The organism is uncultured Sneathiella sp., from assembly GCF_963976355.1.
Taxonomy (GTDB): Bacteria; Pseudomonadota; Alphaproteobacteria; order Sneathiellales; family Sneathiellaceae; genus Sneathiella.
Map to the genome: position 1 here is coordinate 74,031 of NZ_CAXBKA010000004.1, position 23,047 is coordinate 97,077.

At 51.9% G+C, this 23,047-nt stretch carries 20 protein-coding genes; 8 read left to right on the top strand and 12 right to left on the bottom strand.

All coding sequences use genetic code 11. The features are described 5' to 3' along the window. Positions 1-79 precede the first annotated feature (79 nt). Positions 80-988, bottom strand: coding sequence for a glutathione S-transferase family protein (locus AAC599_RS10610; protein WP_340150370.1), 909 nt, complete (start codon positions 986-988; stop codon positions 80-82). A gap of 54 nt (positions 989-1,042) precedes the next feature. After that, the gene (locus tag AAC599_RS10615; protein WP_340150371.1) at positions 1,043-1,600 is read right to left on the bottom strand and encodes an NAD(P)H nitroreductase; all 558 of its coding nucleotides are present in this window, start codon (positions 1,598-1,600) and stop codon (positions 1,043-1,045) included. Between the two features lie 247 nt (positions 1,601-1,847). On the opposite strand from AAC599_RS10615, the gene AAC599_RS10620 reads away from it, so the two are divergent. After that, on the top strand, positions 1,848-2,672 hold the full coding sequence (locus AAC599_RS10620) for a universal stress protein (RefSeq protein WP_340150372.1): 825 nt from the start codon (positions 1,848-1,850) through the stop codon (positions 2,670-2,672). 28 nt (positions 2,673-2,700) lie between these two features. Here the strand turns inward: AAC599_RS10620 and AAC599_RS10625 are convergent, their stop codons facing one another. Next, positions 2,701-3,255, bottom strand: coding sequence for a pseudouridine synthase (locus tag AAC599_RS10625; RefSeq protein ID WP_340150373.1), 555 nt, complete (start codon positions 3,253-3,255; stop codon positions 2,701-2,703). 175 nt (positions 3,256-3,430) lie between these two features. Here AAC599_RS10625 and AAC599_RS10630 point away from each other — a divergent pair, with 175 nt between their 5' ends. Next, positions 3,431-4,453, top strand: a complete 1,023-nt coding sequence (locus AAC599_RS10630) for a DNA-binding response regulator (RefSeq protein WP_340150374.1) — start codon at positions 3,431-3,433, stop codon at positions 4,451-4,453. A 13-nt stretch (positions 4,454-4,466) separates the two neighbouring features. On the opposite strand, the gene AAC599_RS10635 is transcribed toward AAC599_RS10630, so the two are convergent. Further along, the gene (locus tag AAC599_RS10635) at positions 4,467-6,602 is read right to left on the bottom strand and encodes an HD domain-containing phosphohydrolase (RefSeq protein WP_340150375.1); all 2,136 of its coding nucleotides are present in this window, start codon (positions 6,600-6,602) and stop codon (positions 4,467-4,469) included. A 202-nt stretch (positions 6,603-6,804) separates the two neighbouring features. Here AAC599_RS10635 and AAC599_RS10640 point away from each other — a divergent pair, with 202 nt between their 5' ends. Beyond that, positions 6,805-7,452 (top strand): transglutaminase-like cysteine peptidase, encoded by a 648-nt coding sequence (locus AAC599_RS10640; protein ID WP_340150376.1) that lies wholly within the window; start codon positions 6,805-6,807, stop codon positions 7,450-7,452. 90 nt (positions 7,453-7,542) lie between these two features. On the opposite strand, the gene AAC599_RS10645 is transcribed toward AAC599_RS10640, so the two are convergent. Further along, positions 7,543-8,886, bottom strand: coding sequence for a TolC family outer membrane protein (locus AAC599_RS10645; RefSeq protein ID WP_340150377.1), 1,344 nt, complete (start codon positions 8,884-8,886; stop codon positions 7,543-7,545). Between the two features lie 736 nt (positions 8,887-9,622). Between AAC599_RS10645 and AAC599_RS10650 the strand changes: the two genes are divergently transcribed. The 4 genes from AAC599_RS10650 to AAC599_RS10665 are packed head-to-tail and all read left to right on the top strand — an operon-like array spanning position 9,623 to position 16,050. After that, positions 9,623-11,944: a type I secretion system permease/ATPase gene (locus tag AAC599_RS10650; RefSeq protein ID WP_340150378.1), complete on the top strand. Its 2,322-nt coding sequence runs from the start codon at positions 9,623-9,625 to the stop codon at positions 11,942-11,944. 2 nt (positions 11,945-11,946) lie between these two features. Further along, positions 11,947-13,275, top strand: coding sequence for an HlyD family type I secretion periplasmic adaptor subunit (locus tag AAC599_RS10655; protein WP_340150379.1), 1,329 nt, complete (start codon positions 11,947-11,949; stop codon positions 13,273-13,275). Beyond that, positions 13,275-13,994, top strand: a complete 720-nt coding sequence (locus AAC599_RS10660) for a transglutaminase-like cysteine peptidase (RefSeq protein WP_340150380.1) — start codon at positions 13,275-13,277, stop codon at positions 13,992-13,994. The genes AAC599_RS10655 and AAC599_RS10660 overlap by 1 nt, the downstream gene beginning before the upstream one ends. Continuing rightward, on the top strand, positions 13,987-16,050 hold the full coding sequence (locus tag AAC599_RS10665) for an HD domain-containing phosphohydrolase (protein ID WP_340150381.1): 2,064 nt from the start codon (positions 13,987-13,989) through the stop codon (positions 16,048-16,050). Before AAC599_RS10660 ends, AAC599_RS10665 begins: the two co-directional genes overlap by 8 nt. Here the strand turns inward: AAC599_RS10665 and AAC599_RS10670 are convergent. The 7 genes from AAC599_RS10670 to AAC599_RS10700 form a co-directional block, all read right to left on the bottom strand. Continuing rightward, the gene (locus tag AAC599_RS10670; protein WP_340150382.1) at positions 16,047-16,364 is read right to left on the bottom strand and encodes a hypothetical protein; all 318 of its coding nucleotides are present in this window, start codon (positions 16,362-16,364) and stop codon (positions 16,047-16,049) included. The two genes, AAC599_RS10665 and AAC599_RS10670, sit on opposite strands and share 4 nt — an antisense overlap. 151 nt (positions 16,365-16,515) lie before the next feature. Further along, complete coding sequence (locus tag AAC599_RS10675; protein WP_340150383.1) at positions 16,516-17,376, bottom strand: trypsin-like serine protease; 861 nt, start codon at positions 17,374-17,376, stop codon at positions 16,516-16,518. Between the two features lie 10 nt (positions 17,377-17,386). Continuing rightward, positions 17,387-18,151, bottom strand: a complete 765-nt coding sequence (locus tag AAC599_RS10680) for an SDR family NAD(P)-dependent oxidoreductase (protein WP_340150384.1) — start codon at positions 18,149-18,151, stop codon at positions 17,387-17,389. Positions 18,152-18,184: 33 nt separating this feature from the next. Beyond that, entirely contained in the window at positions 18,185-18,748 is a 564-nt protein-coding gene (locus AAC599_RS10685) for a DUF924 family protein (protein WP_340150385.1), read from the bottom strand. 114 nt (positions 18,749-18,862) lie between these two features. After that, a complete protein-coding gene (locus tag AAC599_RS10690) occupies positions 18,863-20,284 on the bottom strand; it encodes a cation:proton antiporter (RefSeq protein ID WP_340150386.1) in 1,422 nt (473 codons plus the stop codon). A 113-nt stretch (positions 20,285-20,397) separates the two neighbouring features. Next, on the bottom strand, positions 20,398-20,982 hold the full coding sequence (locus tag AAC599_RS10695; RefSeq protein WP_340150387.1) for a hypothetical protein: 585 nt from the start codon (positions 20,980-20,982) through the stop codon (positions 20,398-20,400). A 238-nt stretch (positions 20,983-21,220) separates the two neighbouring features. Further along, positions 21,221-22,009 (bottom strand): ATP-binding cassette domain-containing protein, encoded by a 789-nt coding sequence (locus tag AAC599_RS10700; protein WP_340150388.1) that lies wholly within the window; start codon positions 22,007-22,009, stop codon positions 21,221-21,223. Between the two features lie 219 nt (positions 22,010-22,228). Between AAC599_RS10700 and cobA the strand changes: the two genes are divergently transcribed. After that, positions 22,229-23,017 carry a uroporphyrinogen-III C-methyltransferase gene (cobA, locus tag AAC599_RS10705; RefSeq protein WP_340150389.1) on the top strand — a complete coding sequence of 263 codons (789 nt, stop codon included), beginning with the start codon at positions 22,229-22,231 and terminating at the stop codon, positions 23,015-23,017. The last annotated feature ends 30 nt before the right edge of the window (positions 23,018-23,047 follow it).

Sequence of the window (23,047 nt, forward strand, 5' to 3'; positions counted from 1 at the left end):
CATAGCGTGATATTCGCAACGATGACTGCAAGTTACTTTGCAATAAAGGCGAAACCGTGATTTCGCCTCATGCGATTTGTTACCGAACGACGAAACCGGCCCTTGGGAAATGCAGGATCACCTCTCCAACGGTTTCATTCTCATGGCGTAAAGCAATTTCCCTTCGGTTTAGCGTTACGAGCGTTCCAATGACCGGTACGCGACCGGAATCATTGGGTGTTACGGATACAGCATCACCGGCTTTGTGGTCTTCCCCGTCTCCGATGTCACCTTCAAAACCGGACACATCTTCATTTTTGGCAACATCCAGCGCCTCTGACGCGCTCATTTCTGTAAAATTGCCGTTCCCGAATGCTGCCATCCTTGCGGTCCAGGCCTTTAGTTTCGGATAGCCCTCAATAATTTCTTTCGCTGCGGGCACGCGCCCGACGAACCAGACATTGAAATAGAGATTAAAATCAACGAGGCTGGCATCTGCGCCAAGCAGATAATCGCGGTCATCTGCCAAGCCTTGCTCCGCCCAGTCCATCATGGCCTCAAATTGCTGTAGAGAGACCGGCAGGAGAGTCTTCATTTTTTCCACATTGATGCCACCGCCAGAAAACTCTGCCCTGTCCTTGACAAACTCCGGCGGCATCTGTTCGCCAAAGGTTCCAAACACTATTGCAACGGAGGTACTGAACAGGAGCTTGTCAGTCCAGAAGCTCGTGCCCCATCCTAGAAACTGACTGTTATCTGGAAACAGCGTTGGTGTGGGAAAACGGGCTTCGAGCTCACGGATGATCATTTGCGTATCACAATAGATATGCGCACCGATCTGAAGAACCGGGGTTTTCCGGTAGCCACCGGTGAGCGGCATCAGCTCTGGCTTGGGCATCATGCGCGGGATTTGCACAGACCGCCAGTCAAGGTCCTTGAACCCGAGAACGGCGCGCACCTTTTCCGCATAAGGCGACGGATCGTAATGATGTAAAATAAGCTCCGACATGTAAAATCTCCCTATTATTTTTATTAAACGCCTATTCAAACGGCGAAGAACGACCTATCCGTTCCACATCTCCACATATTCTTCAGGAGACTCATCGGATAGGATCGGCGGGCGTTCCGCTGTTCCGAGATAGAGAAACCCGACAATCTGGTCTGCCTCCCGCGCGCCGAGGGCGCGCTTGACGTTTGGATCAAAGCAGGGCTTTCCCGATCGCCATATACCACCATACCCCAGCGCATGGGCCGCCAGCATCATATTCTGTGCTGCTGCACCTGCCGAGAGTATCTGCTCCACCGCCGGAACTTTCGGATGTTCCTCCACCTTGGCGATTACAACAATAATCATTGGTGCCCTGAGAGGTTTGCTTTTCTCTTTCTGAAGCAGAGCCTCCCCTGCTTCCGGATCACGCAATTTGAGCGCTTCCATAAATATGTCACCCAGCTTCTCTCTCGCAGCACCTTCGACAACCAAAAACCGCCATGGTCGCAGGCGGCAGTGATCCGGGGCACGAATTGCCGCCTTCATTATGATCTCTAGGTCTTCTGAACCAGGTGCCGGCTCCGTCAGCCGCGCGACAGATTTACGTGTTACAAGCACTTCTATGGCATTCATCAGAGGAACTTTCTCCTGCCCGAATTGAATTAACAAGTGCCCTTCATATCAGAGAACGGAACTTATGCCTATGCCGGGCGTTTGTATGGATGGTATACATGCTTTGGACCCTATATAAATAACAGGGCACGAAGGCGTGCTTTAAACTATAATTTTGTAGTGGTTTGTCTCAAATCAATGGCACGCTTCCAATAAACCGTTAAAATGGAATATAACGGTCGTGGATTCAAAAAGAGGTATAAGCACAATGTCCATAAAAACTGTATTGCTACATCTTAACAATGACCAGCAACTTGACGCACGCATTGAGACAGCCCTTGGCCTCGCCGTCGAGCATGATGCCCATCTTATTGGACTATATACAATTGCGCAGGTGACCGTCCCGACGTCCTTCATGGGGTATGTCCCGCCGGAATTTATCGAACAATCCCGCAAAACCGAAGAAGAGAATGCCGCCCAGGCAAAAGCGAAGCTGGAAAGCCTCGCCACCAAAGTGGACAAGCAGGTAGAGATCGTTGTTGAGGAAGGGTACGCGCCGGACCTCATCAATCACCACGCGCTTGCTGCCGATATTGTCGTTGTCGGCCAGGGCGACCCGGATGAAGAGAATAACACTCAGTCCCGGTATATTGCGGAAGAGATTGTCGTCAGCTCACCGCGCCCGGTACTTATTATCCCAGCGGCCGGTAATTATCGGAACTTCGGCAAGCATGTCATGGTCGGCTGGAACAATACACGTGAAGCATCCCGAGCCCTTCACGAAGCCCTGCCGTTTCTGAAACTGGCCGAGAAGGTCACCTTGCTAAGCGTAAATGCCGCAGAGGGCGAAGAGGACGAAACCAAACATATTCTCGCCCATCTGGAGCGTCACGGGGTCAAGGCCGAGTACAAATCCGGTCGCTGGCCGGATCTTAGCGTCGGGGACGCAATCCTCGATGCGCTGGTTGACTATAGCGCGGATATGCTGGTCATGGGAGCCTACGGTCATAGCCGCCTGCGCGAGATGATTCTGGGCGGTGCAACAAAGAATATTCTGGAGCATATGACTGCACCGGTTCTTTTTGCCCATTGATATCAAAGATATCTGATTTGGCGGCAAGTCAGAAAATATCGCTTTTTTGAACTTCCCTCCAATCCCCTGATGCGAGATCGCCAAGCGGAAGTTTTCCTATCCTCTTGCGGATAAGACGGAGGGTCGGGAATCCCACAGCGGCCGTCATTCTGCGGACCTGACGGTTTTTCCCCTCCGTCAGGACCAGTTCCATCCAGCAAGTCGGAATGGATTTTCGAAAGCGAACCGGGGGATCACGTTCGGCAACGATGGGTTGCGGATCAAGTATTTTCACATGACACGGCTTTGACCGGTATCCTTTGAATTCCACCCCATTTGATAACTTCTTAATCGCGCCTCTTGTCGGAACCCCCTCCACTTCCGCCCAATATTTCCGTTCGTGGTTATTTGCCGGATCAAGGAGACGTTTGATGAAAGGGCCGTCGTCACTGAGCAGAAGCAATCCTTCACTGTCCTTGTCCAGTCGGCCCGCCGCATAAACATGCGCGGGAAGTGAAAATTCCGCCAGAGTGCGCTGACCCGGTTCCCCTGTAAACTGGCTGAGCACTCCAAAGGGCTTATTGAAAAGGATATATCTTGTCATTGAATAACGAGGTCGGCATTTTACTGTCTTAAGAGTACAGTAGGTTTCAGGAAGCTGGATTATAGAGGAATTTCCTTCATCTTATCAAAATTTTAGGTAATTTCGAGCATGCTATGGGTGAATCACTGGCTCAAATGACATGACAACCGGACAAGAAGCCGGATAGACCTGCTAAATGGACGAGAATGCAACAGCGACAGTCCGCTTTATTGGACGCAAGGAAGAGGATGCCCAGCAAATCAGCTGGATGCTTTCCAATGCCGTAAATGCAAATTTTTCATTTGAGCATGTTTCCTGTCTGGAAAGTTTTATTGAAGCCGGACACGGACGAAATGACGATGTTATCATTCTCGATATAACGGAGACGTCCGACTCGCGGCTCGACGCGATCTCCACGCTCAGCGCGAAGATTCCGCAAACACCTGTTGTCGTCCTGACCGATGATGATGAGAAAGTCGGTCGTGAAGCTATCCGCCAGGGCGCGCAGGATTATCTGATCAAGAGTCAGCTGACAACTGACGGAATGTCCCGCAATCTACTTAATGCCATCCAAAGACATCGGGGACATCAACGTAGTGCCGAGGCGGCACCGCTTCTGGATTCGGCGACAGCCGTTCTGAACCGGCTCCCCATCGGAGTTATTCTGGTGACCGCAGACTCCAGGATCCTGTTTTTCAATGACAAAGCCAAACGGTATCTGGAGCAGGGAGATGGCCTGGTTGTCGGAACCGACAAGATATGCCGCGCGACACTGCCGGGAGAGAGCCGTGCACTGGCCAAGCTGCTCTCCGACACCCTCTCCCCGGATGAAAAAGCAAAGGCCGAAGGTGATTTTGCCATCTCCATAACCCGGATGGAAAGTGATTACCCGCTCAATGTGATGGTAGCGCCTATCGGAACAGGTGTCGCAGGCAAAGGTGCGGTTCTGTTTGTCTCCGACCCTGCAGAGCCGGTCGAACTCTCAATCGACAGCATATGCCGCCTCTATGGCCTGACGCCTGCGGAGGGCCGTCTCGCACTTGGTCTGACGAATGGAGACAAGCTGGACGATTTGGCAGAGCAATGGGGCGTCAGCATGCATACGGTCCGTTCCCAACTCAGGCAGATATTCCGAAAAACAGATACTAGTCGGCAGAGTGAAGTCGTCAAACTGATTCTTACAGGACCGGCCGCCCTACAGGCATCCGTGAGCCGCTGATAATTTCAGGCTTTTAGGTTTCCTTTTTATCGGGCGTGTGATCAACATTTTCCGAGAAATACTTCCAGGCTTCCCGTCCACCCCTGTTTTCCAGATAATTGATGAGCGCGCTGACCATCCGCCGGTCATAGCGGATGTCAGCATCTTCAAGCAGATTTTTGACGGCCGCGCTGAAGCCGAGTGCCCCGCGATAAGCGCGCGGGCTCACCATCCCGACAAAGGCGTTTGCAACGGCAATAATGCGCGCTGCTTCAGTAATCTCCGTGCCCTTTAGACCGTTCGGCTGACCGCTTCCGTCAAAATTTTCCTGCAATTGGCGCAATGTCGTCGTAATCGGCAGATCAAAATCCACTTCCTCCAGAAGGTCCGCGCTCGCCACAAGGCTGTTTCGAATGATGTCCAGTTCCTTCTTGGTCAGATTTTTTGTCTTCGTCAGGAGTTCCGGCGGTACCAGTATCTTGCCAATATTCATAAGGTTGCCCGCGATATCAACGGTCCTTACAAGCTCTTCCGACGCATCCATTTCACCGGCGATGGCAACGGCAACCTTCGCAACACGTCGTGACTGATCCGCCGAATAAGGATCCCGCCGGTCAACGAAGGCGACCAGTGTCGAGACGAGATTGCGCAGAACATCCTCGCGGCGCTCCTGCGCAATCACAACGTCGGAAATATCCTGAAATACCGTGAGGACTTCCTTGCTGTTCACACGAGCAGAGCGTAACGGCACGAAATCCGATTTGATAACGCGATCGGGATTTTCCTCTGTGCTGCTCTTCAACCGACTGACAACCGATCGCGGCTCATAATCCTGGCGGACCAGATTGGTCATCTCGATGATCTCCTTGGCCAATGTCGGCCCAAGAACACTGGTTGCCTTTTTCCCAATCATCTCTTCCTGGGAAATTTCGATGCCATCAGCGGCGACACTATTGGCGAAGGTGTATTTATCCTCGGCGTCAAAGACAGCAATGGCTGTCGGCTGCTGGTCGGTGACAATTTTCAGGAACTCGCTCCGTTCCCTAAGCCGTTCCGCCATATTCTTATAGCGCACTGCAAGCTCCGCCGCCCGGATCGAAGTCCCATGGCGCCAGACGGCAACAACCGTCCCCGCAACAGCAAAGATCAGCAGCAGGAAAATTCCCAACATCGTTTGCAGACGCTGGTCCGTCTCGGAAAGAGCCTCCTGCTCTGAGACGGTACGCACGAGATACCAGGGCGCAGTCGAGAGCGCCCGTCCGGTCACCAGAACCTTGTTCCCGAGATAATTAGCCGAAATCGCGAAATCTCCGGGATTGTCCATGACAAAGGCTGCGGCCAAATCCTTCTGGGCGCTCAGTTTTCGCGTCAACGCCAGAGTTCCATCCGCTAAGGGAGATATATATTGCACAAGATTGCCGTCCCGGCGGACGAGGTAGTTCTCCGCCGTCTGAAGGGTATCTCCGGGCTGGAACATCAGGGGGAACAAGGACGTCTCAACCGTTCGCAAACCAATGACATAGCCGATGATGTCCTTCGTACTGCCTTCATCCTGAACGGCAAAGACAGGCCAGACAAAGCCGAGGGTCGGGTCACCATTGATTCCTTCATACAGATCGATAAAGGCGGCCGTGCCATCTCCCGCTTTTGCCATGGCAGAGCGGATCATCGAATTCAAAGGCGGCATACTACCACTTGAAACAAGCAAATCCCCGGTTGCATCCGTAAGCGCAATTCCGGCGCGGCCCGGCCGCGAAACATTAGCACGAACCTGCGGCTCCTCTGGCTCCCAGAAGCCGCTAATGACCGCCTGATTGTTGAGCAAATTGATGAGATATCCGGCCTCGGGCACTTCCGTGATGGCATTTCCGTTTTCGGAGGTTTCGATAACCAGTTGCGTCAGATAAACCTGCAAAGACGCATTCGTCGCCAGTGTTCCGATTGCCTGCTCCTGCTTGCGCAACCATTCCTCAACACTCGCTGCACGGCTGTCGGCGACGATGCCCAGACGAATCTCCCAGTTCCGGATGTCACGCGCGCGTTGCTCTTCCACAAATTTGAAGGTGCCCCAAACCCCTGCAACGACGACAGCCAGAAGCAACAGAACACTGACCCCCAAAGTCCTGTATGTTTTGTTTTTTACTGGCTCTTCAATCTGCGTATCCGTCATGGATGCCCCGGTACATAAAAACTACTTAACCATAGAATGACGTGGAACCCTTTAAGATAGGTAAATTCCCGTCAATTAACCTATGCAATTATCTGCATATCTTGCAATGACAATAGGCCTCCTGGTTAGATTTTGTTAACCATTTGTTGTTCATAATGCCACCGTGCGAAAGCGTTCAAAAATGGGAACGGGGACAAACTTGGTGGCAGGCGTAAAGAAGCAGATTTTTGCGATTTTACAGGTAGTTAGTCTAGCCTGCCTGCTTGTCGTCGTCCCGCTGACCACAGAAGCGGAAGCTGTCGGACTTTTTGGATATCAGGCAACGCCCTACTCCGGTCTTAAACCCTTTCCCAAATGGCGCAAGGTCCTGAACACCTACAAAAACGAACCGGGGGAATGCACCCCCAACAAGTACAATCGCTGTGCATATCAGAAATGGGTCGCCTTGCTTGAAGAATGGCGTCTATTGTCCAAAGAAAAGCAGCTTGAAAAAGTCAATCGTCATATGAACCTGTTTCGCTATATCCTGGACCCGATCAATTGGGGGGTTCGCGATTACTGGGAAATTCCGAAGGAGTTTTTCGCAAGGTTCGGGGATTGTGAAGACTATGCCATTGTCAAATATTTTACCTTGCGGGCACTCGGCTGGTCTGAAAAGGACATGAAGATCGTCGTGCTGCAGGATATCAATCTGGGAGTCGCCCACGCCATCCTGGTTGTTGATTTCGATGGCAAGAGCCTTGTTCTCGACAATCAGATCGGCCAGATCGTCGATGCAAAACGCATCCGCCACTACAAGCCAATCTATTCGGTGAACGAGACGGGTTGGTGGCGGCACAAGCCAAAATAAATACTGTTACGCGAAAAGAAAAAGCCGCGCCTTTTATTTAGGCGCGGCTTTCATTTATTCCTATCTTCCGGTAATTGCCTCTTGGAGGGATTATCCTTTTTCCTTCAGCGTGGCTTCTTCAGGCAATGTTACACCAAGCGTCGAATTCAATTGACCCATTGTCGCCAACAACCGGTATTTGGCAAAACGCACTGAATATTCGACAGTTACCAGGGATGTGCGGGAGTTGAAAAGCTCATTGTCGGCATCGAGAAGATCGAGCAAATCCCGCTGTCCGATTTCAAATTCCTGACCGTAGGTCGAAGCGACCTCACGGTTGGCGACAACGGCCGCTGCAAGAACTTCAGCCCGTGCCTGCGACCGGGCAAGAGAACTCCAACTACGGCGAACTTCTTCCTCCACCAGACGTTCAAAGCGAAGTTTTCGCTGCTCGGTTTCTGCCTTGCGGGCAATTGCTTCTTTCTCGCGCCCTTCATCGATGCCGCCACGATACAGATTGTAGCGCAACCGAACCATGGCGAGAAAATCGTCATTATGCCCATCAACACCATCGATATTATTATCAGCGGAGGCGCCAACTTCCAGATTTATCGTCGGGTAATAGCTTGCCTGCGTAGCTCTGATTTCAGCTTCGGATGATTTGATATCAGATTCCGCAAATTTGAGATCCGGATTGTTTTCAAGCGCAATCGCAACAATGTCATCAATATTATCCGGTAGAGACCCGTCACTGAACTCCGGTAATGTCAGGTCGGCGGGGCGCATACCGACAACTCGCTGATACGTAATCTCCGCATCATCCAGCGCCCGCATCGTTTCAACCAGCGTATCTTCCGCGGCAGCCAGACGCGCCAGAGCCTGCTGATCATCACCGATGCCGCTCTGTCCGGCTTCCACACGGTCCTGAATTTCATCCAGTGTGAGACGATGCTTTTCAACGTTCTGGCGGGCAAGCTCAACGATTTCGAGGCTCCGGAGAGTATCAAGATAGGCTCTCACCGCATCCAGAGCGATTGCCTCTGCACGCTCTTTTACACGATAGGCGGCGCTATCGACCCGGTTCCCCTGCCGATCGACCTCGGCACTGCGGAAACCACCGTCATATAGAGTCTGCACAAGAAGGAGACTCGATTCAGTCCGGCGCAAATCCTCATTGTCGATTGTCACCGTATCGGTCCATTCATATCCGATGCCAGCTGCCAAATCCAAGGTCGGAAGGTAAAGCCCTTCGGCCTGCTTCAACTCCTGGTCAACCGCCCGTCGATTAGCAGATGCTTCCGCAATTTCAGGATAGGTAGAAACCGTTTTCTGAACTGCTTCGTTCAAGGTTTCTGAATGCGCGGCCCCCACCGCGAGAACGCTACCGAATACTGCCGTTAGAATACTGGCGGAAAGCACATTCCTCGTCTTAACCGCGCTGTTTCTAAACTTCATGCCCCTCTCCCATTTCGTCCGTTTTGGCCGTCATGACAACATCCTACCCCGTTTATGTTCATCAAGGCTTAACAAAACGTCCAAGCTTGTTTCATTCGCCAGACAATCTACTCGTTCTTTCCGCCCACGATCAACTTTATATAACCATGGCCTTGTCAGAATTCGTGGCGACCCTGCCGCCCTGTGGCCTAAATACAACAGCAGCAGTCCTGATGACATAGAACTGTATTCAAACCGCTTTAAACCCGTAATACATGGAAAATCTGCAGCGTTTTTGAATGCAGCCTGTCTTGAAGTATATGCCGTATATGGTTAATTTTTATTGAAAAAAGCTGAGAAACTCCGCAATTATTCTTATATATATGGTCCGGTTATGCTCGTTTTGCCGGTATGGAGCTCGATGGAGTGAGAAACTCACTGCTCTCGGGGCCAAGGAGCAATAGATTTTAGACGCTTGTTAACTGCATTTTCACCAAATAAGCATTGAATGGGCTCAATGCGTTCTTGGACATAAAAGAATACCTTCCCTTATAAGCCGCAATAAATGGCTTGCAGGGAGCGTACGAGACAATACCTTCGACAGAAAAGCTGATCCAGGCGATGGGCGCTTCGATTTTCTGAAGAGAGCTCAATAGGAAGATGGAATGAATTCTTGGCGGAATATGAGGGCGGAAAAGTGAGTGGCAAACCAAGCAAGCCCTTTTCAATTGGCTCGGAGACTACCGGGAATTCTCTCATGTCAAAAAGCAGGAACCGGACAGGTCCGGACACCGGCGAGAAGCCTGACGCACAGGATGGGTCGTTAATGGAGGAACAAAAAGGCGATTCCAGCCCGGCCTTGCGAAATGAGACCCCGCACGATCGCGATTGGACGATCAACCTTTCAGAAGTCACGCGGGCGGACCAGGATCCTCTTCTTGGCTGCCTTGCCGCGCTGACCAAACTTTTTGACGATCCGAGGACTCCGGACGCATTGATTTACGGCCTGCCGCTTGAAGGCAACAGATTAACGCCGCAACTTTTTGTCCGCGCCGCGGAGCGCGTCGGTATCAGCGCGCGTATTTCCAACCGTAGTCTGGATAAGGTTCCGGACGTTGTTCTCCCTTGCGTCATTTTGCTGAAAGATCGCCGCGCCTGTATCCTGCTGTCTCGAGGTGGTCAGGAGGCGAGCGTCATCTTTCCCGAAACGGGTGAAGGCAGCGACAATATTTCCATAAAAGAGCTGGAAGAACTCTATGCCGGCTACACGATCCTGACCCGACCTAGCTTCAAATATCGTGTCGACAAGGATGAAAAGCTTCAAAACCGTGCTGGTTCCTGGTTCTGGGGCACGATGTGGCAATTCTGGCCAACATATCTACAGGTCGTTATTGCCGCATTCCTGATCAACAGCTTTGCGCTGGCAAGCCCGCTGTTTATCATGAATGTCTATGATCGTGTCGTTCCCAATCGCGCATTGGAAACACTCTGGGTTCTGGCGATTGGGGTTATTATTGTCATCGGTTTCGATTTGCTCCTGAAATCACTCAGGGCCTATTTCGTCGATAATGCGGGCAAGCGGGCAGACGTCCTACTATCCAGCCGCATCTTCGAACAGGTGCTCAACCTACAGGTTAAGGCGAGGCCCGCCTCTGCCGGCGCCTTCGCAAACCATTTGCGTGAGTTCGAAACATTACGGGATTTCTTTACGTCGGTCACTGTGACCGCACTTGTCGATCTGCCTTTCCTCGGGATATTTCTCTTCATAATATACCTAATCGGAGGACCGCTCTTTATGATCCCCGCTGTCGCCATTCCAGCAGTGCTATTGATCGGCTTGTTCCTGCAGTGGCCGATGCGCCGCGCAGTCGCAAAAACATCCGAAGAAGCGGCGCAGAAACACGGCGTCATCATTGAAACCATCTCCGCCCTCGATACGGTCAAAAGCATGGGTATCGAAGGGCATATGCAAAAGGAATGGGAACGCTTCGTCGGGAAAACCGCCGAAACAGGTGTCGCCGCCCGGTTTTTTGCCGGTCTTGGGATCAATCTCTCTGCCACTGCCATGCAGCTTGTGACGGTTGGGGTCGTCGTATATGGCGTCATCCTGATGGGCGAGCCGGATTCAAGCATCACGGTTGGTGCGCTGATTGCCTGCACTATCCTGACAGGCCGGACCATGGCGCCGCTGGGCCAAATCGCAGGTCTCCTGACACGTCTAAATCAGGCGATGGTTGCCCTCAAGGGCCTCAATAATATCATGTCCCTGCCGGTGGAACGGGGCGCGGAAAAGCGCCAACTCAGCCGTCCGAATATTCAGGGGGATATCGAATTCAAGAATGTCACCTTCAAATATCCCGGCGCAGACTTACCCTCTCTTAATGACGTGTCCTTCAAGATCAGTGCCGGTGAAAAAGTCGGAATTATTGGTCCCGTCGGGTCCGGAAAAACGACTATTTCCCGCTTGCTGATCAATCTTTATGAGCCCGATGAAGGTGCCGTACTGATAGACGGCACGGATATCCGGCAGATTGATCCATCCGACATCCGCCGCAGCATTGGCAGTGTCATGCAGGATATTACACTCTTTCAGGCGTCGGTCCGCCAGAACATTACAATGGGACATCCGCAGGCGGATGACGAGATGATCCTGAACGCCGCGAAACTGTCCGGGGTTCACGATTTTATTTCGAAACACCCCCATGGATATGATCTACATGTGGGCGAAAAGGGCGCCACCATGTCCGGAGGGCAGCGCCAGACAATCGGGCTTGCCCGCGCCTTCCTGCCGAATCCGCCCATCCTGATGCTTGATGAACCAACCAGCGCCATGGACCTGAACTCGGAGCGCCAGTTAATCAACCGGCTGCAGTCCTATATCGACGGCAAGACGGTTCTTCTGGTGACCCACCGGACGTCGCTTTTCTCGCTGGTGGACCGGATCATCGTATTGGGGAATGGCAAAATTGCAGCCGATGGCCCTCGGGATGAAATCCTTAAACTCGGGCAGAGCGGCAATTCCGCCTCAAGAACTGTATCGGCGACCGTGACCAAACCGCTCCCGAGAAAGGAGGACTAGCAATGTCAGCAAAGCTTAAATGGGATGACACTGACTTTGCCTCCGATGTTGTTGCGGCAAAACTGCAGGGACCGCACCCGCGCGCCTTTCTGCTGCTGTTCGGGATTGTTGCATTTTTTGTCGTTGCTTTTTTCTGGTCGAAGAATGCTGTTCTGGATGAAGTAACCCGCGGAGACGGAAAGGTTATCCCATCCAGTCAGGTTCAGATTATCCAGAACCTAGAAGGAGGCATCCTCCGGGAATTGCTGGTGCGTGAAGGAGATATTGTCGAGAAAGGACAGATCCTTCTCAGGATTGACGATACCGGCTACGCCTCACGCGCCGGCGAGATAGAATCTAACTACCTCAATCTGATGGGACGTATCGCCCGCCTTGAAGCGGAAGCATCCGGTGAACCCCTCACCTTTCCAGCCGAGCTGATAGCCGAGCGTAAAGATGTGACTGTCCGCGAACAAAATCTGTTTAATGCCCGACAGGCAGCCCTGCAATCCCAGATCCAGATATTGCGCCAGCAAGCGCAGCAGCGGAAGCAGGAAATTGCCGAAATTAATGGAACGCTGCGTCAGCTGCGCACCAGTCTCGGCCTTGCCAATGAGGAAATGGAAATTACGGCACCTCTGGTCAAGAAGGGAATCGTGCCTAAAGTGGACTCTCTCAAGTTGCGCCGGGAAATCAACCAGCTGGAAGGTCAGATTGCCGCATCCGAACTCTCCCTTCCCCGGGTGGAAGGAGCGCTGAAAGAGGCAAACCAGCGCATTGAGGAGAAAATTCTCAGCTTTAAAAGCAGTGCTTCTCAGGAACTCAGCCAGACTCGCGCAGAATATGAAGCAGCGCGTCAGGCCATTCTCGGCGTGAAAGACAGAGTAGCCCGGACCGACGTGCGCTCCCCGGTGACAGGGGAAGTCAAGGACGTGAAAATCCAGACAATAGGCGGCGTTGTCAAACCGGGCCAGGATATTGTCGAAATCGTTCCGATTGATGATACGCTGCTGGTAGAGGCCAACATTCGGCCGGCCGATATAGCCTTCCTTCGCCCCGGACAAGAGGCGACAGTCAAGATTACGGCCTATGACTATTCCATTTATGGCGGATTGCCGGCGAAGCTGGAGCGGATCAGTGCCGATACGATTGTCGAAGAAAAAACCGGCGAAAGCTATTACCAGATCATCGTGCGCACCGATCAGAACACCCTGAAACGTGGCGAAAATAATTACCCGATCATTCCGGGGATGGTGGCCTCCGTCGATATCCTGACCGGTCATAAGACGGTCCTGGACTATATCCTGAAGCCGATCCTGAAGACCCGGGATACAGCATTAAGGGAACGCTGATGCGCCGTTTGATGAAATACAAAATGTCCTTGCTCGCTCCGCTGGTTGCAGCTGTTTTGCTGATCAGTTTGATCGCAGGGGAAACAGCACGCGCCGGGATTACGGAAAAAGGCCTTTTCGGCATGATTGAGATTTCTTCGGATAATCTTGAAGCCCTGCCGCGCTGGCAAAAAGTCATGGAGAGCTTTCCTAACCTCGCCGCGGCGGCAACCGCTTGCGATGAAAAAATCGAGGATTGCAAATCGCAACAGATGACGCTGTGGCGTACGAAAATTGCGGAGCTGGAACGGGAAGACAAGCGCATCCAAATGCATGGCATTAACCGCTTTTTAAATGGCTGGAAACATACTGCGGGCGATGCGAGCAGCGGGTCCGACGCGGAATGGATTGCCCCACTCGAGTTTCTGTCAAACGGCGGTGGGTCGCGTGATTTTGCGGTCATGAAGTACATCAGCCTGAAGGAACTCGGTTTCGATCCGGACTCCATGCGGATTGTTATCGCAAATGATGTCTTACGAAATGAAACCCATGGCCTGCTGAGTGTGGAGCTTCGTGGAAAGCGCTATATCCTCGATAGTATCAACAATACAATCCTCGATGATTACCACATCAACTATTATCTGCCTCTCTACTCGGTCAATGAAACGACGCGATGGGCGCATATTCCTCAGGACTACCTGATTGCACAGGAAGCCTCCGGGAGTGAGAAAAATGACTGATGCATCATTAAAGCTTGAATTGAATTCCTTTCTTTCCAAGGAATCACCGGATGAAAGAAGACTGCCCGGAAATATGCCTTTGAAGTTTGCAGGAGCTTTTCTATTTGCCTTGGCGGTTCTTGGCTATTTTATCTGCGACTATGCCGTTGAATCGCGCAAAGAGACGATGGTCGGGGAGTTGCACAAGCAGCTGGACGTCAGTGCAACCGGGAAAGCCCGCGTAATTGAAACCTGGCTTGCGGGAACCATCCGGAATGCAGACAGGATTGTGTCCAACGACCTGTTTCAGCTGTTTGCAACCGAGATAAATCTTGTCGGTGACGGAAAACTTGAGCGTTCTCTGAACGCACAGCTTCCCTATATGCAAAATGCTCTCACCAAATTCACGGATCAGAACGAATTAGTCGGGGCCTATCTTATCAGCACGGCTGGCCGCGCCTATCTCGCCTCTGCCAATGCACCTGCACTTAGCGATGTACAGCGGGCAATGGCTCAGGAGCAATACGGGAAGACGGACGTCACCTTTTTGCCGTTCCGGGAGACAGGCAACGGACTTGTCTTCGATTATCTTCTGCCGATCCGAGCCGCACAGACTGATCCCACGAGCGCCAACAACGTTGTCGGCGTTCTGCTGATCACTGTCCCTGCTTCAAAGCCACTTTCCGGTCTGCTGGATACAGAGCCGTTCAGCCTTCAGGTGGGATCGACACGTCTTTATCAGGAGAAGGAAGGGCAGTTTTTCCAGATCAACCCCCTCAAGCCTCCCTTTAGCGCCAGTCAGCCTAACCTTGGATTTATCTCCGGTGCCACCGGCTTCCAGGAACTGCAGGATAGCAATGGGCGGGATATCTTTGCCTCTGGCGCTGCTGTCAGCGGCACAAATCTGGCGGTGTTCCAGATCATTAACAAGGCCTATGCCCTTGCGTCCCTTCAGAATTATGCGCTCTTCGTCTATGGCCTTGCGATCTGCATTTTTATTGTTGTCATGACAGTTCTTGTAACTGTCTGGCTGATGGTGAAAGGCCAGAGCGCCCGCGCGCTCGCGCAGCAATATAAGGAATTTGCCGCCCAGATTAATGTCCAGCGGCGTTTGTTGGGAAGCATCAACAACACTATTGACGAGTTGATCAGCCTGACCGATCCGGAAGGCCGTTATATATATGCCAACCCTTCCCTCGCCCGCCTTGCGGACTTTCCGCTTCGCTCCATACCCGGCAAGACCGACAGGGATATTTTTGGTGACAAGGCAGCCCATGAACTCGCAGAGTATGATCGCAAGGCGATTGCGACAGAGCAAACGGTCAATGCCTTCGTCGATATTGAAACGCGCGAGGGCGTGCGGACATTGCGGGTCGCCAAGTCGCGTTTTCTCAATGAAGACGGTGCTTTTATCGGTATCGTGACGGTATGCAGCGATATCACCGAATTTGTTGAATATCAGCGCCGCAAGGAAGAGATGGACCGTAAGTCCATTAGTGTGCTCTCACAAATGCTGGAAGCGAACGATCCTTACCTGTCCTACCATTCCGCGCGTATGGCACAGCTGACCGATTATATTTCGACTGAGCTTGGATTACCGCCGGAGACACGCAAACTGATACATACGAGTGCCCATCTTTCACAGATCGGAAAAATCTCGATCCCGCGTGAAATCAGGGAAAAAACGTCCAGGCTTTCAGAAGACGAGCAGAAAATTATGCAAGGACATATCCTAACTGCAGAGAAAATACTGACCAATGCTGATGTGGAAAAGCCGGTGCTGGAAACTGTGACACAGATTAATGAACGGCTCGATGGTAGCGGTTATCCAAACGGTCTGACCGCCGATGAAATAAAAACGCCGGCCCGACTACTTGGAATGGCGGATATTCTCATCGCCAGGATATCGTCACGCTCATATCGGGAATCGACAACGGTTGACGAGGCGCTCAGAGTCTTCAGAGAAAATCCCGAGAAATATGATTCAGAAATTGTCGAGGCAATGGTCCGCTTTTTCGACACCGAAATTGGCCGCGACTTCAAGGCAAGTATCGAAAAGAATGAAGGGAAAGCTTAGGACTCGTCAGAAACAATATTACTTTTGACGAGCATATCCGTTGCATCTGGCAAATCCTCCGGTGCAACGCTCCCTAGAGACAGGCCCGCCGCTGAAATTGTGAGCGTGCCGCCGGTACCGGCATCGTCCGACGTAAATTCAACTGCGTTGCCGCCATTTTCCGTCGCGATGTTCAGCGCATCGAACAATGCATCTAGATCGACCGCGCCATTCTCATTCAGTTCCAGAAAGGCCGCGACTGTTCCATCGACGCCATTTTGCACCAATGTTTCCTCGGTTTCTTGCCCGGCGTTATTTGCCTGTCTGTCACTCATCGTTCTTACACCCTTCATGAACCATGGCTCTTTCATGGGTCCATTGGTTAATTCTTCGTTACTTTAACCCGCGCCATGGGCCATTTCATCCCTCATTTGGAGTAGAATGTAGCAAATTTCGTCACTTTTTCATGAAATTTTATGTAATTGGTCACTTTTGCGCGGCAGTTACATCGTCCTGAAACATATCGACAGACAAGGCAACTCCGTCCGTCTTGCCATCGGATCTAGGCAAAGTTGCCACATGAATACCCAGCAACGTGAAACCTTTCCCGGTCTGTAAAAATATAGGAGATCCCGAATCGCCCTTTGTCGCATCGCATGAATGCACCAATATGGACCCGGACTTGCTGGACTGGACATTGTTAATCTGACAGCTCATATCGGCAGTCAGCACATGGGCAACGTCCCTGCTGTAGCCGCCTTGCATAACGGTGGCTCCCGCGGCAATAAACTTATCCAGATCGCGCGGGCTTACTTTAGCGAGTTCGGCGAAACCGAATGATTTGCCAAGTGGTTTTTCAAGCCGTGCGATCGCCCAGTCATTCACGAGGACAGGACGGGACTGCTTTTTAACGGAAGCGTTATCGCCTGCTACAACGAAGCTTTTCACTTTCGAATGCGCCGCGATCTCACCTTTGTCATATCCAAGAACGAAATGATAGGCACTTGCAACAGACCATTTATTCCGCCGCCTGTCCCAGAAACAATGCGCCGCTGTCAAAATCGTCTCTGGTCCGACAAGTACCGCCGTGCAATGGTTTCCGGAATGATTTAACCGGCCAACCATCTGCCACGGCTGACTGGTAACATTCACCCGAACCCGGTTATCATCCCCTTTAATACCCAATATCTTGAGTGCCTCCAGAGGTTTTCCCAGCCCGGACGCATTCATATCACCTTCATCAGCCTGCAGATCAACCGGCAGAAAGAAGAGAGTCCCAAATAATATCGCGAGCGTCAGCGCAACGTTGTTCCGGAATCTGAAAATGCGCCGTGAAAACAGCTTCATCTATTGTACCTCAGACAGGCAGTCCGGCTCTCTTGCGGAGTGTTTCGTCGCGAATGGTGAGTTCCTGACCCGCCAAATCGCTTGCGGCATCGCTGCAGAGCCAAGCAATTGCTTTCGCCGGTTCTTCAGCGGCAGCCAGGTTTTCCCGTGGAATCTGACTGACCGGATTTATGCCGGAGGCACGGATAACAACCTGCATTTCAGTATCGACAACGCCCGGCGCAAAACCATAGACGCGCACGCCTTTTTCTCCGGCTTCCAGGGCCGTTGCCCGGGTCAGCATATAAACCCCGGCCTTGCCGGAACAATATGCTCCCCAACCTTCCATGGGGCTGTGTGCCGCACCAGAACTGATATTTATAATCACACCCGACTGCTGCGCGAGAAAGTTCGGCAAAACCGCCCGTGTTCCATGATATACGCCCAGGAGGTTCACCGAGATATTGCGGGCCCATTCATCGGGGTGACTCTCCGCAATCAACCCTATGGGATCAACAATGCCAGCGTTGTTTATTATGACATCAACCTTCCCATACCGATCCAGTGTCTCCGCAACCAGCTTCTCCACAGCCGAGAAATCGGACACGTCGCAACTGGCGGCAAAAGCCTCTCCGCCGGCATTCTTAATGTCCTCAAGAACTTTGCTGCAGGACGCAGCGGACCGTGCGCTCAAACAGAGCTTCGCCCCCGATTCCGCAAGCGCGACAGCAGCCGCTGCGCCAATACCACGACTGGCGCCCGTAACAATAATAACCTGATCTGACAATTGACTCATGGTCAGCCCCCTGATGTCTTGTTGTTTAAATATTTAGAAGGAGGAATTTGGCGTTTTCAGGAACGCTTCTTCCTCCTTTGTACTTTCTCTGCCCAACTGCTCATTCCGGTGCGGGAAACGTCCAAATCGTTCAATAATCTCCAGGTGTCGTTGCGCATAATCCAAGGCTTCGCCCGACCCCAGCTCCTCAAACAGTTTAACCGAGAGCTTCTGATCATCCATGTCTTCGCTATGTTCAAACGGCAACGCGGCGAACTGCTTTTCCACCGTATTGAGCTCATCGTAGAAGCCACACGAAAGCATATGCCGGGCAATCTCCCGCGCCTTCCCATCGGCAGCGAATGCACGCGGTGAATCGCGGAACATATTTCGGGTAAACTGGTCAAAAAGCAGTATCAAGGCGAGAGACCCGCGGGCGCTCTCCGACCAGTGAAGCAATTCTCCCGCTTCGGCCTTTTCAAAATCTTCGAGGAATTTTCCGCGAACTTCAGCGTCAAAATCCGGATTTTTCTTAAACCAGACTTCGCGCTGCTTGCCGTAATTTTCATCGCTTTCCGGCAAAAACCAGAAATCCACTATTTCCTGAATACGGTCCAAGGGTACCTCTTGTGAAATTTGAGCGTGAAAGCAACCTATATAGGCAAACTGCCGAAAACAAGCATTCCAGTAAATATAATAGACGGTTTAAGACTGTTGCAGCACCCGCAACGGCTAGTTTTTGTCTTTGCCGCTATCTCCGCGCTCCTCCTCCATCAATGCCTGATAGGATGCGGCATCTTCACTTTGGATGAGGGTTTCAGATCCTTCCGTATGGGAAGAGGTGGCCGCTTTTCCATCATCCTCCGCCGCAGCATTTGTTTGCGCTGATTTACCGGTTGCCAAAGACTTGAGATACCCTTTCGTTGCCTTTGTCGCCCGAACAACCGCTACTGTTTCTTTTCCGTATGCATTGTTCCAGAAAAGCTGGAAATTACTGGCCTGACCTGCGGCCACCGTCTGAGCCCGTCTCGCCGTCATCAGCCACAGCGGGCTGACCATGAGACTTAAGGCGATAACCGTAATCATAAGTTGGGAAATATCGCGTGATACATATCCGCTGCCCCCGCCGATCGCCATCAGAAGGAAAGAGAACTCCCCGATCTGGCCGAGGGCAGTCCCTGCAATAAAGGCAGAACGCCAGTCGACGCCGGTTACTCTCAAGATAACAATATTAATCGCTGTCTTGCCCACAATCACAACAAGCAGCATCACCAGGACAAGGCCAATATTTTGCCAGATATAGGTAATGTCGATCAGCAGCCCGATCGAGAGAAAAAAGATCATCAGCAGGATCGATTGTATGGGCTGCGTCGCCTCGACAATGCTTTTCCGTTCCTGGCTGTTGCCGATAATAAGTCCCGCGAGGAACGCGCCAAAGGCCGGCGATGTGCCCAGAAGGCCGCTGATGGCAGCAAGACCAAGGCAGAAAACAATTCCAAAAAGAGGCGCCAGATCCGCATGCCCCGAGATAGCCTGCAGGAAAGGAAGATGAATGCGTTCACGGCGGCTCAGGAAAAGAATAAGCCCCACCAGAAAAGCAACGGCAAGACCAAGCGTCAGGAGAAGTATCGGGACATTCAGCGCTTCACCGGACAGACTGCCCACGATCAGCAGCATCGGCACTACGGCGAGGTCTTGCGCAATCAGCAGGCCAATCGCAATATTGCCCGTACGCTGATGCAATTCGCCGATATCTTCAAGTATTTTTACCGCGACAGCCGTCGAGCTGATGGACAGGCTGAAAGCCAGCAATATTGTCAGCTCCCAAGGCCATTTCAAATAGAGCGCAAGCACACCGACGACCAGATAGGCGACGGCAACCTGAAGGAAAACGCCTCCAATGGCTGTTTTCCAGATGCGCATAAAAGATTTCAGGTTAAGCTCCATCCCGATCAGGTAGAGCAGCATCAGCACGCCCAGCTCGGCCAGAATTTCAACATTTTCACGGTCCTCGACAAAGCCGAAGGCGGAACGCCCCAAAACCATTCCGGTCAGCAGATAGCCGACAATCGCCGGCTGTTTCAGCCGTGTCATAATCATCCCGAGAACCAGGGCAATTGTCGCAATGAGGGCAATTTCCGTGAGTTGATGCATTGTTTGCTTCGGAACCTGCGAAAAGACGTTTCGAAATAAGAGGATACGTTTACACAGACAAAAGAGCAAGGCGCGCGCGCTGCCTTCGGTATTTTATTTCCGGCGGGGGAGGATTAATACTGGATATCCCAGAAGCGGTTAATCTCCTCCGCGGAGACCTTGAAAATATCATCGAGAGTCAACCGATAGTAATCCGCCAGTTCGGCAAGAAGGGCAAGCTCGTCGAGATATATTTCCTCGCATTGAAATATTTCACAAATTTCCACATCGCTCATCATCTGATGGGACCGCAAAAGTATGGCGACCCGATGACGGTTTAGCTTTTTGCTCTGATCGGCGGAGCGCGAGGCAAGGCGAATGAATTTATCGGCTGCCAAAACCAGTTTCTCTGCCGGATAAAGCAGCACACTTGAGCGCACGAACTGGCGGCAAAGCCTCTCAATGAATGGCGTTTTTGGCAACGGATGCAACTTCAGGTATCGATGTACCACCTCACGGCGGCAGAATATCATCTTCCTGGGCATAATACGGGACAGAGTCAGAAAAGCCGGCGCATATATTGCCAATTGACGAAATGACATTAGCTTTTCCATGAAACGGTATTCAGCCAACCATAACCGCTGTTTTGCCGCCGGATAATGCGCGAGTTCGCGCTCAACTGCATCCCGGAGCGTTGCCAGTTCGCGGCTCTCTTCCATGCGCCGACTTTCCGCATGGGCCCGGGTTATATGATTATCGATGAGATATGGACGCTCCCAGCAGCCGGGAGATATGACCTCCCGCTTCCAGGGCAGTTTTTTTCGATACCTCAAAAGGTCGGAAGCAATGAATGAATCAATTTCTCCGTCACGCATGGATATTGAGCAGTCCTGATTGTCGGCATGTGAAAATTCAGACGCTCAACAAACTGTTTGCGTGATGAAAATTTCTCCTGTCTCAGGCTGAAATCGTTGATACCGACATCTGTATCGGACCGTCTTTACGCTTGTTCCAGAACTGGGAAACATAGGCATTATCACTATGCACGGCCTCTCGGACATCTCCGGTCCAGACGACACGTCCTTCATGCAACATGGCAATGCGATCAGAAATGATACGCGCCGTGAGCAAATTACTGGTAATCGCCATCACCGTACTGCCCAATTCCCGAACATTGTTGAAAATCTGATCATTGATAACATTGCTCATGATCGGGTCGAGACCCGCTGTCGGCTCATCCAGAAACAGAATTGGCGGATCCCCGGCAATGGCGCGGGCAAACCCCACGCGCTTCTGCATTCCGCCGGAAAGCTCCGCCGGGTAGAGGTCCGCCACATCGGCAGAAAGCCCGACCGACCGCAGCTTCTTGATCGCCATCTCCTTGACATCGCTTTTGCTCATGCCGGGCTGCTGGCTGAGACGAAAGCCTATATTTTCCCATACCCGCAAGCCGTCAAACAATCCCGATCGCTGGAACAGAATACCAAAGTTCTGGAAAAACTTGACCCTATCCTTCTCCGGCAAATCGCTGACTTCCTTGCCATCGAGCAGTATTGAACCGCTATCCGGTTTGACAAGACCCAGAATACATTTGAGTGTAAGTGTCTTACCCGAACCGGAGGGTCCGATCAGTGTCAGAATTTCTCCGGTTTTCACCTCTAGATTAATGCCGTTCAGCACCTGAACGCCATCAAAACTTTTGCAGAGGTCTTTGACCACGATTTTATTTTCAACAGTCTCCGTCATACCCGAGAAACTACAGGATAAGTTTACGAAAACAAACCGCATTCTGACGCGGGGAAGCAGTTTTGCCAGATCAAGCAGGACTGCGGAACCTCAATTACGCCACACACTTGAAGGACCACGGAGAGATTTTATCCGCCATTCGAATTTTATAAGCAGCAGTATCACGGATGGCTATGCGGGAAGATAATAGATGTGTAAAAGAAGGGCATGGACAAGATTTTGAGCAAAATACCGCCATTTGAACCGGGTTCGGTCTGGCTGGTTGGCGCAGGTCCCGGGGATGCCGGACTGCTCACCCTCTATGCTTATGAGGCATTACGACAGGCGGATGTACTGGTCTATGACGCTCTGGTTGGGCAGGATATCCTGGAACTGACGGGACCGGATACAATTCTGGAATATGCCGGCAAGCGGGGGGGCAAACCTTCCCCTAAGCAGAATGATATCACGGAGCGATTGATCGCCCTTGCCAGGGAGGGAAAGAGAGTATTACGCCTGAAAGGCGGCGATCCATATATCTTTGGCCGTGGCGGAGAGGAAGCACTAACGCTGGCGGCGCACAACATTCCTTTTCGTGTTATCCCGGGCATCTCATCCGGGGTCGGTGGTCTCGCCTACGCGGGCATTCCTCTGACACATCGCGAGACAAACTCGGCCGTTACGTTCCTGACGGGTCATGACGCAAGCGGCGAGGTCCCTGATGTCGATTGGGAATATATCGCGAAAGGGTCTCCTGTTATCGTGGTCTATATGGGTGTCAGGCATATCCGGTCAATTGCAGAACGATTGATCCGATATGGCCGCAGTCAGGACGAGAGCGTTGCTATTGTTTTCCGGGCAACAACGAAGGATCAGAAAGTTGTCGTGAGTACACTCGCGAACGCCGCGCAAGATCTTGAAAAAAGCAATTTAAAGCCGCCAGCCCTCATAGTTATTGGCGAGGTTGTCAAACTTCGGCCCGAACTCGACTGGTACGACAAATATCTCGCCTCGGAATTTAATGACTGACGACATATTCTCTTTATCAGCCCTGCTTAC

Coding starts and splice junctions, on each gene's coding strand:
- AAC599_RS10610 (WP_340150370.1), bottom strand. CDS start 988: ATGTCGGAGCTTATTTTACATCATTACGATCCGTCGCCTTATGCGGAA.
- AAC599_RS10615 (WP_340150371.1), bottom strand. CDS start 1,600: ATGAATGCCATAGAAGTGCTTGTAACACGTAAATCTGTCGCGCGGCTG.
- AAC599_RS10620 (WP_340150372.1), top strand. CDS start 1,848: ATGTCCATAAAAACTGTATTGCTACATCTTAACAATGACCAGCAACTT.
- AAC599_RS10625 (WP_340150373.1), bottom strand. CDS start 3,255: ATGACAAGATATATCCTTTTCAATAAGCCCTTTGGAGTGCTCAGCCAG.
- AAC599_RS10630 (WP_340150374.1), top strand. CDS start 3,431: ATGGACGAGAATGCAACAGCGACAGTCCGCTTTATTGGACGCAAGGAA.
- AAC599_RS10635 (WP_340150375.1), bottom strand. CDS start 6,602: ATGACGGATACGCAGATTGAAGAGCCAGTAAAAAACAAAACATACAGG.
- AAC599_RS10645 (WP_340150377.1), bottom strand. CDS start 8,886: ATGAAGTTTAGAAACAGCGCGGTTAAGACGAGGAATGTGCTTTCCGCC.
- AAC599_RS10650 (WP_340150378.1), top strand. CDS start 9,623: ATGTCAAAAAGCAGGAACCGGACAGGTCCGGACACCGGCGAGAAGCCT.
- AAC599_RS10655 (WP_340150379.1), top strand. CDS start 11,947: ATGTCAGCAAAGCTTAAATGGGATGACACTGACTTTGCCTCCGATGTT.
- AAC599_RS10660 (WP_340150380.1), top strand. CDS start 13,275: ATGCGCCGTTTGATGAAATACAAAATGTCCTTGCTCGCTCCGCTGGTT.
- AAC599_RS10665 (WP_340150381.1), top strand. CDS start 13,987: ATGACTGATGCATCATTAAAGCTTGAATTGAATTCCTTTCTTTCCAAG.
- AAC599_RS10670 (WP_340150382.1), bottom strand. CDS start 16,364: ATGAGTGACAGACAGGCAAATAACGCCGGGCAAGAAACCGAGGAAACA.
- AAC599_RS10675 (WP_340150383.1), bottom strand. CDS start 17,376: ATGAAGCTGTTTTCACGGCGCATTTTCAGATTCCGGAACAACGTTGCG.
- AAC599_RS10680 (WP_340150384.1), bottom strand. CDS start 18,151: ATGAGTCAATTGTCAGATCAGGTTATTATTGTTACGGGCGCCAGTCGT.
- AAC599_RS10690 (WP_340150386.1), bottom strand. CDS start 20,284: ATGCATCAACTCACGGAAATTGCCCTCATTGCGACAATTGCCCTGGTT.
- AAC599_RS10695 (WP_340150387.1), bottom strand. CDS start 20,982: ATGGAAGAGAGCCGCGAACTGGCAACGCTCCGGGATGCAGTTGAGCGC.
- AAC599_RS10700 (WP_340150388.1), bottom strand. CDS start 22,009: ATGACGGAGACTGTTGAAAATAAAATCGTGGTCAAAGACCTCTGCAAA.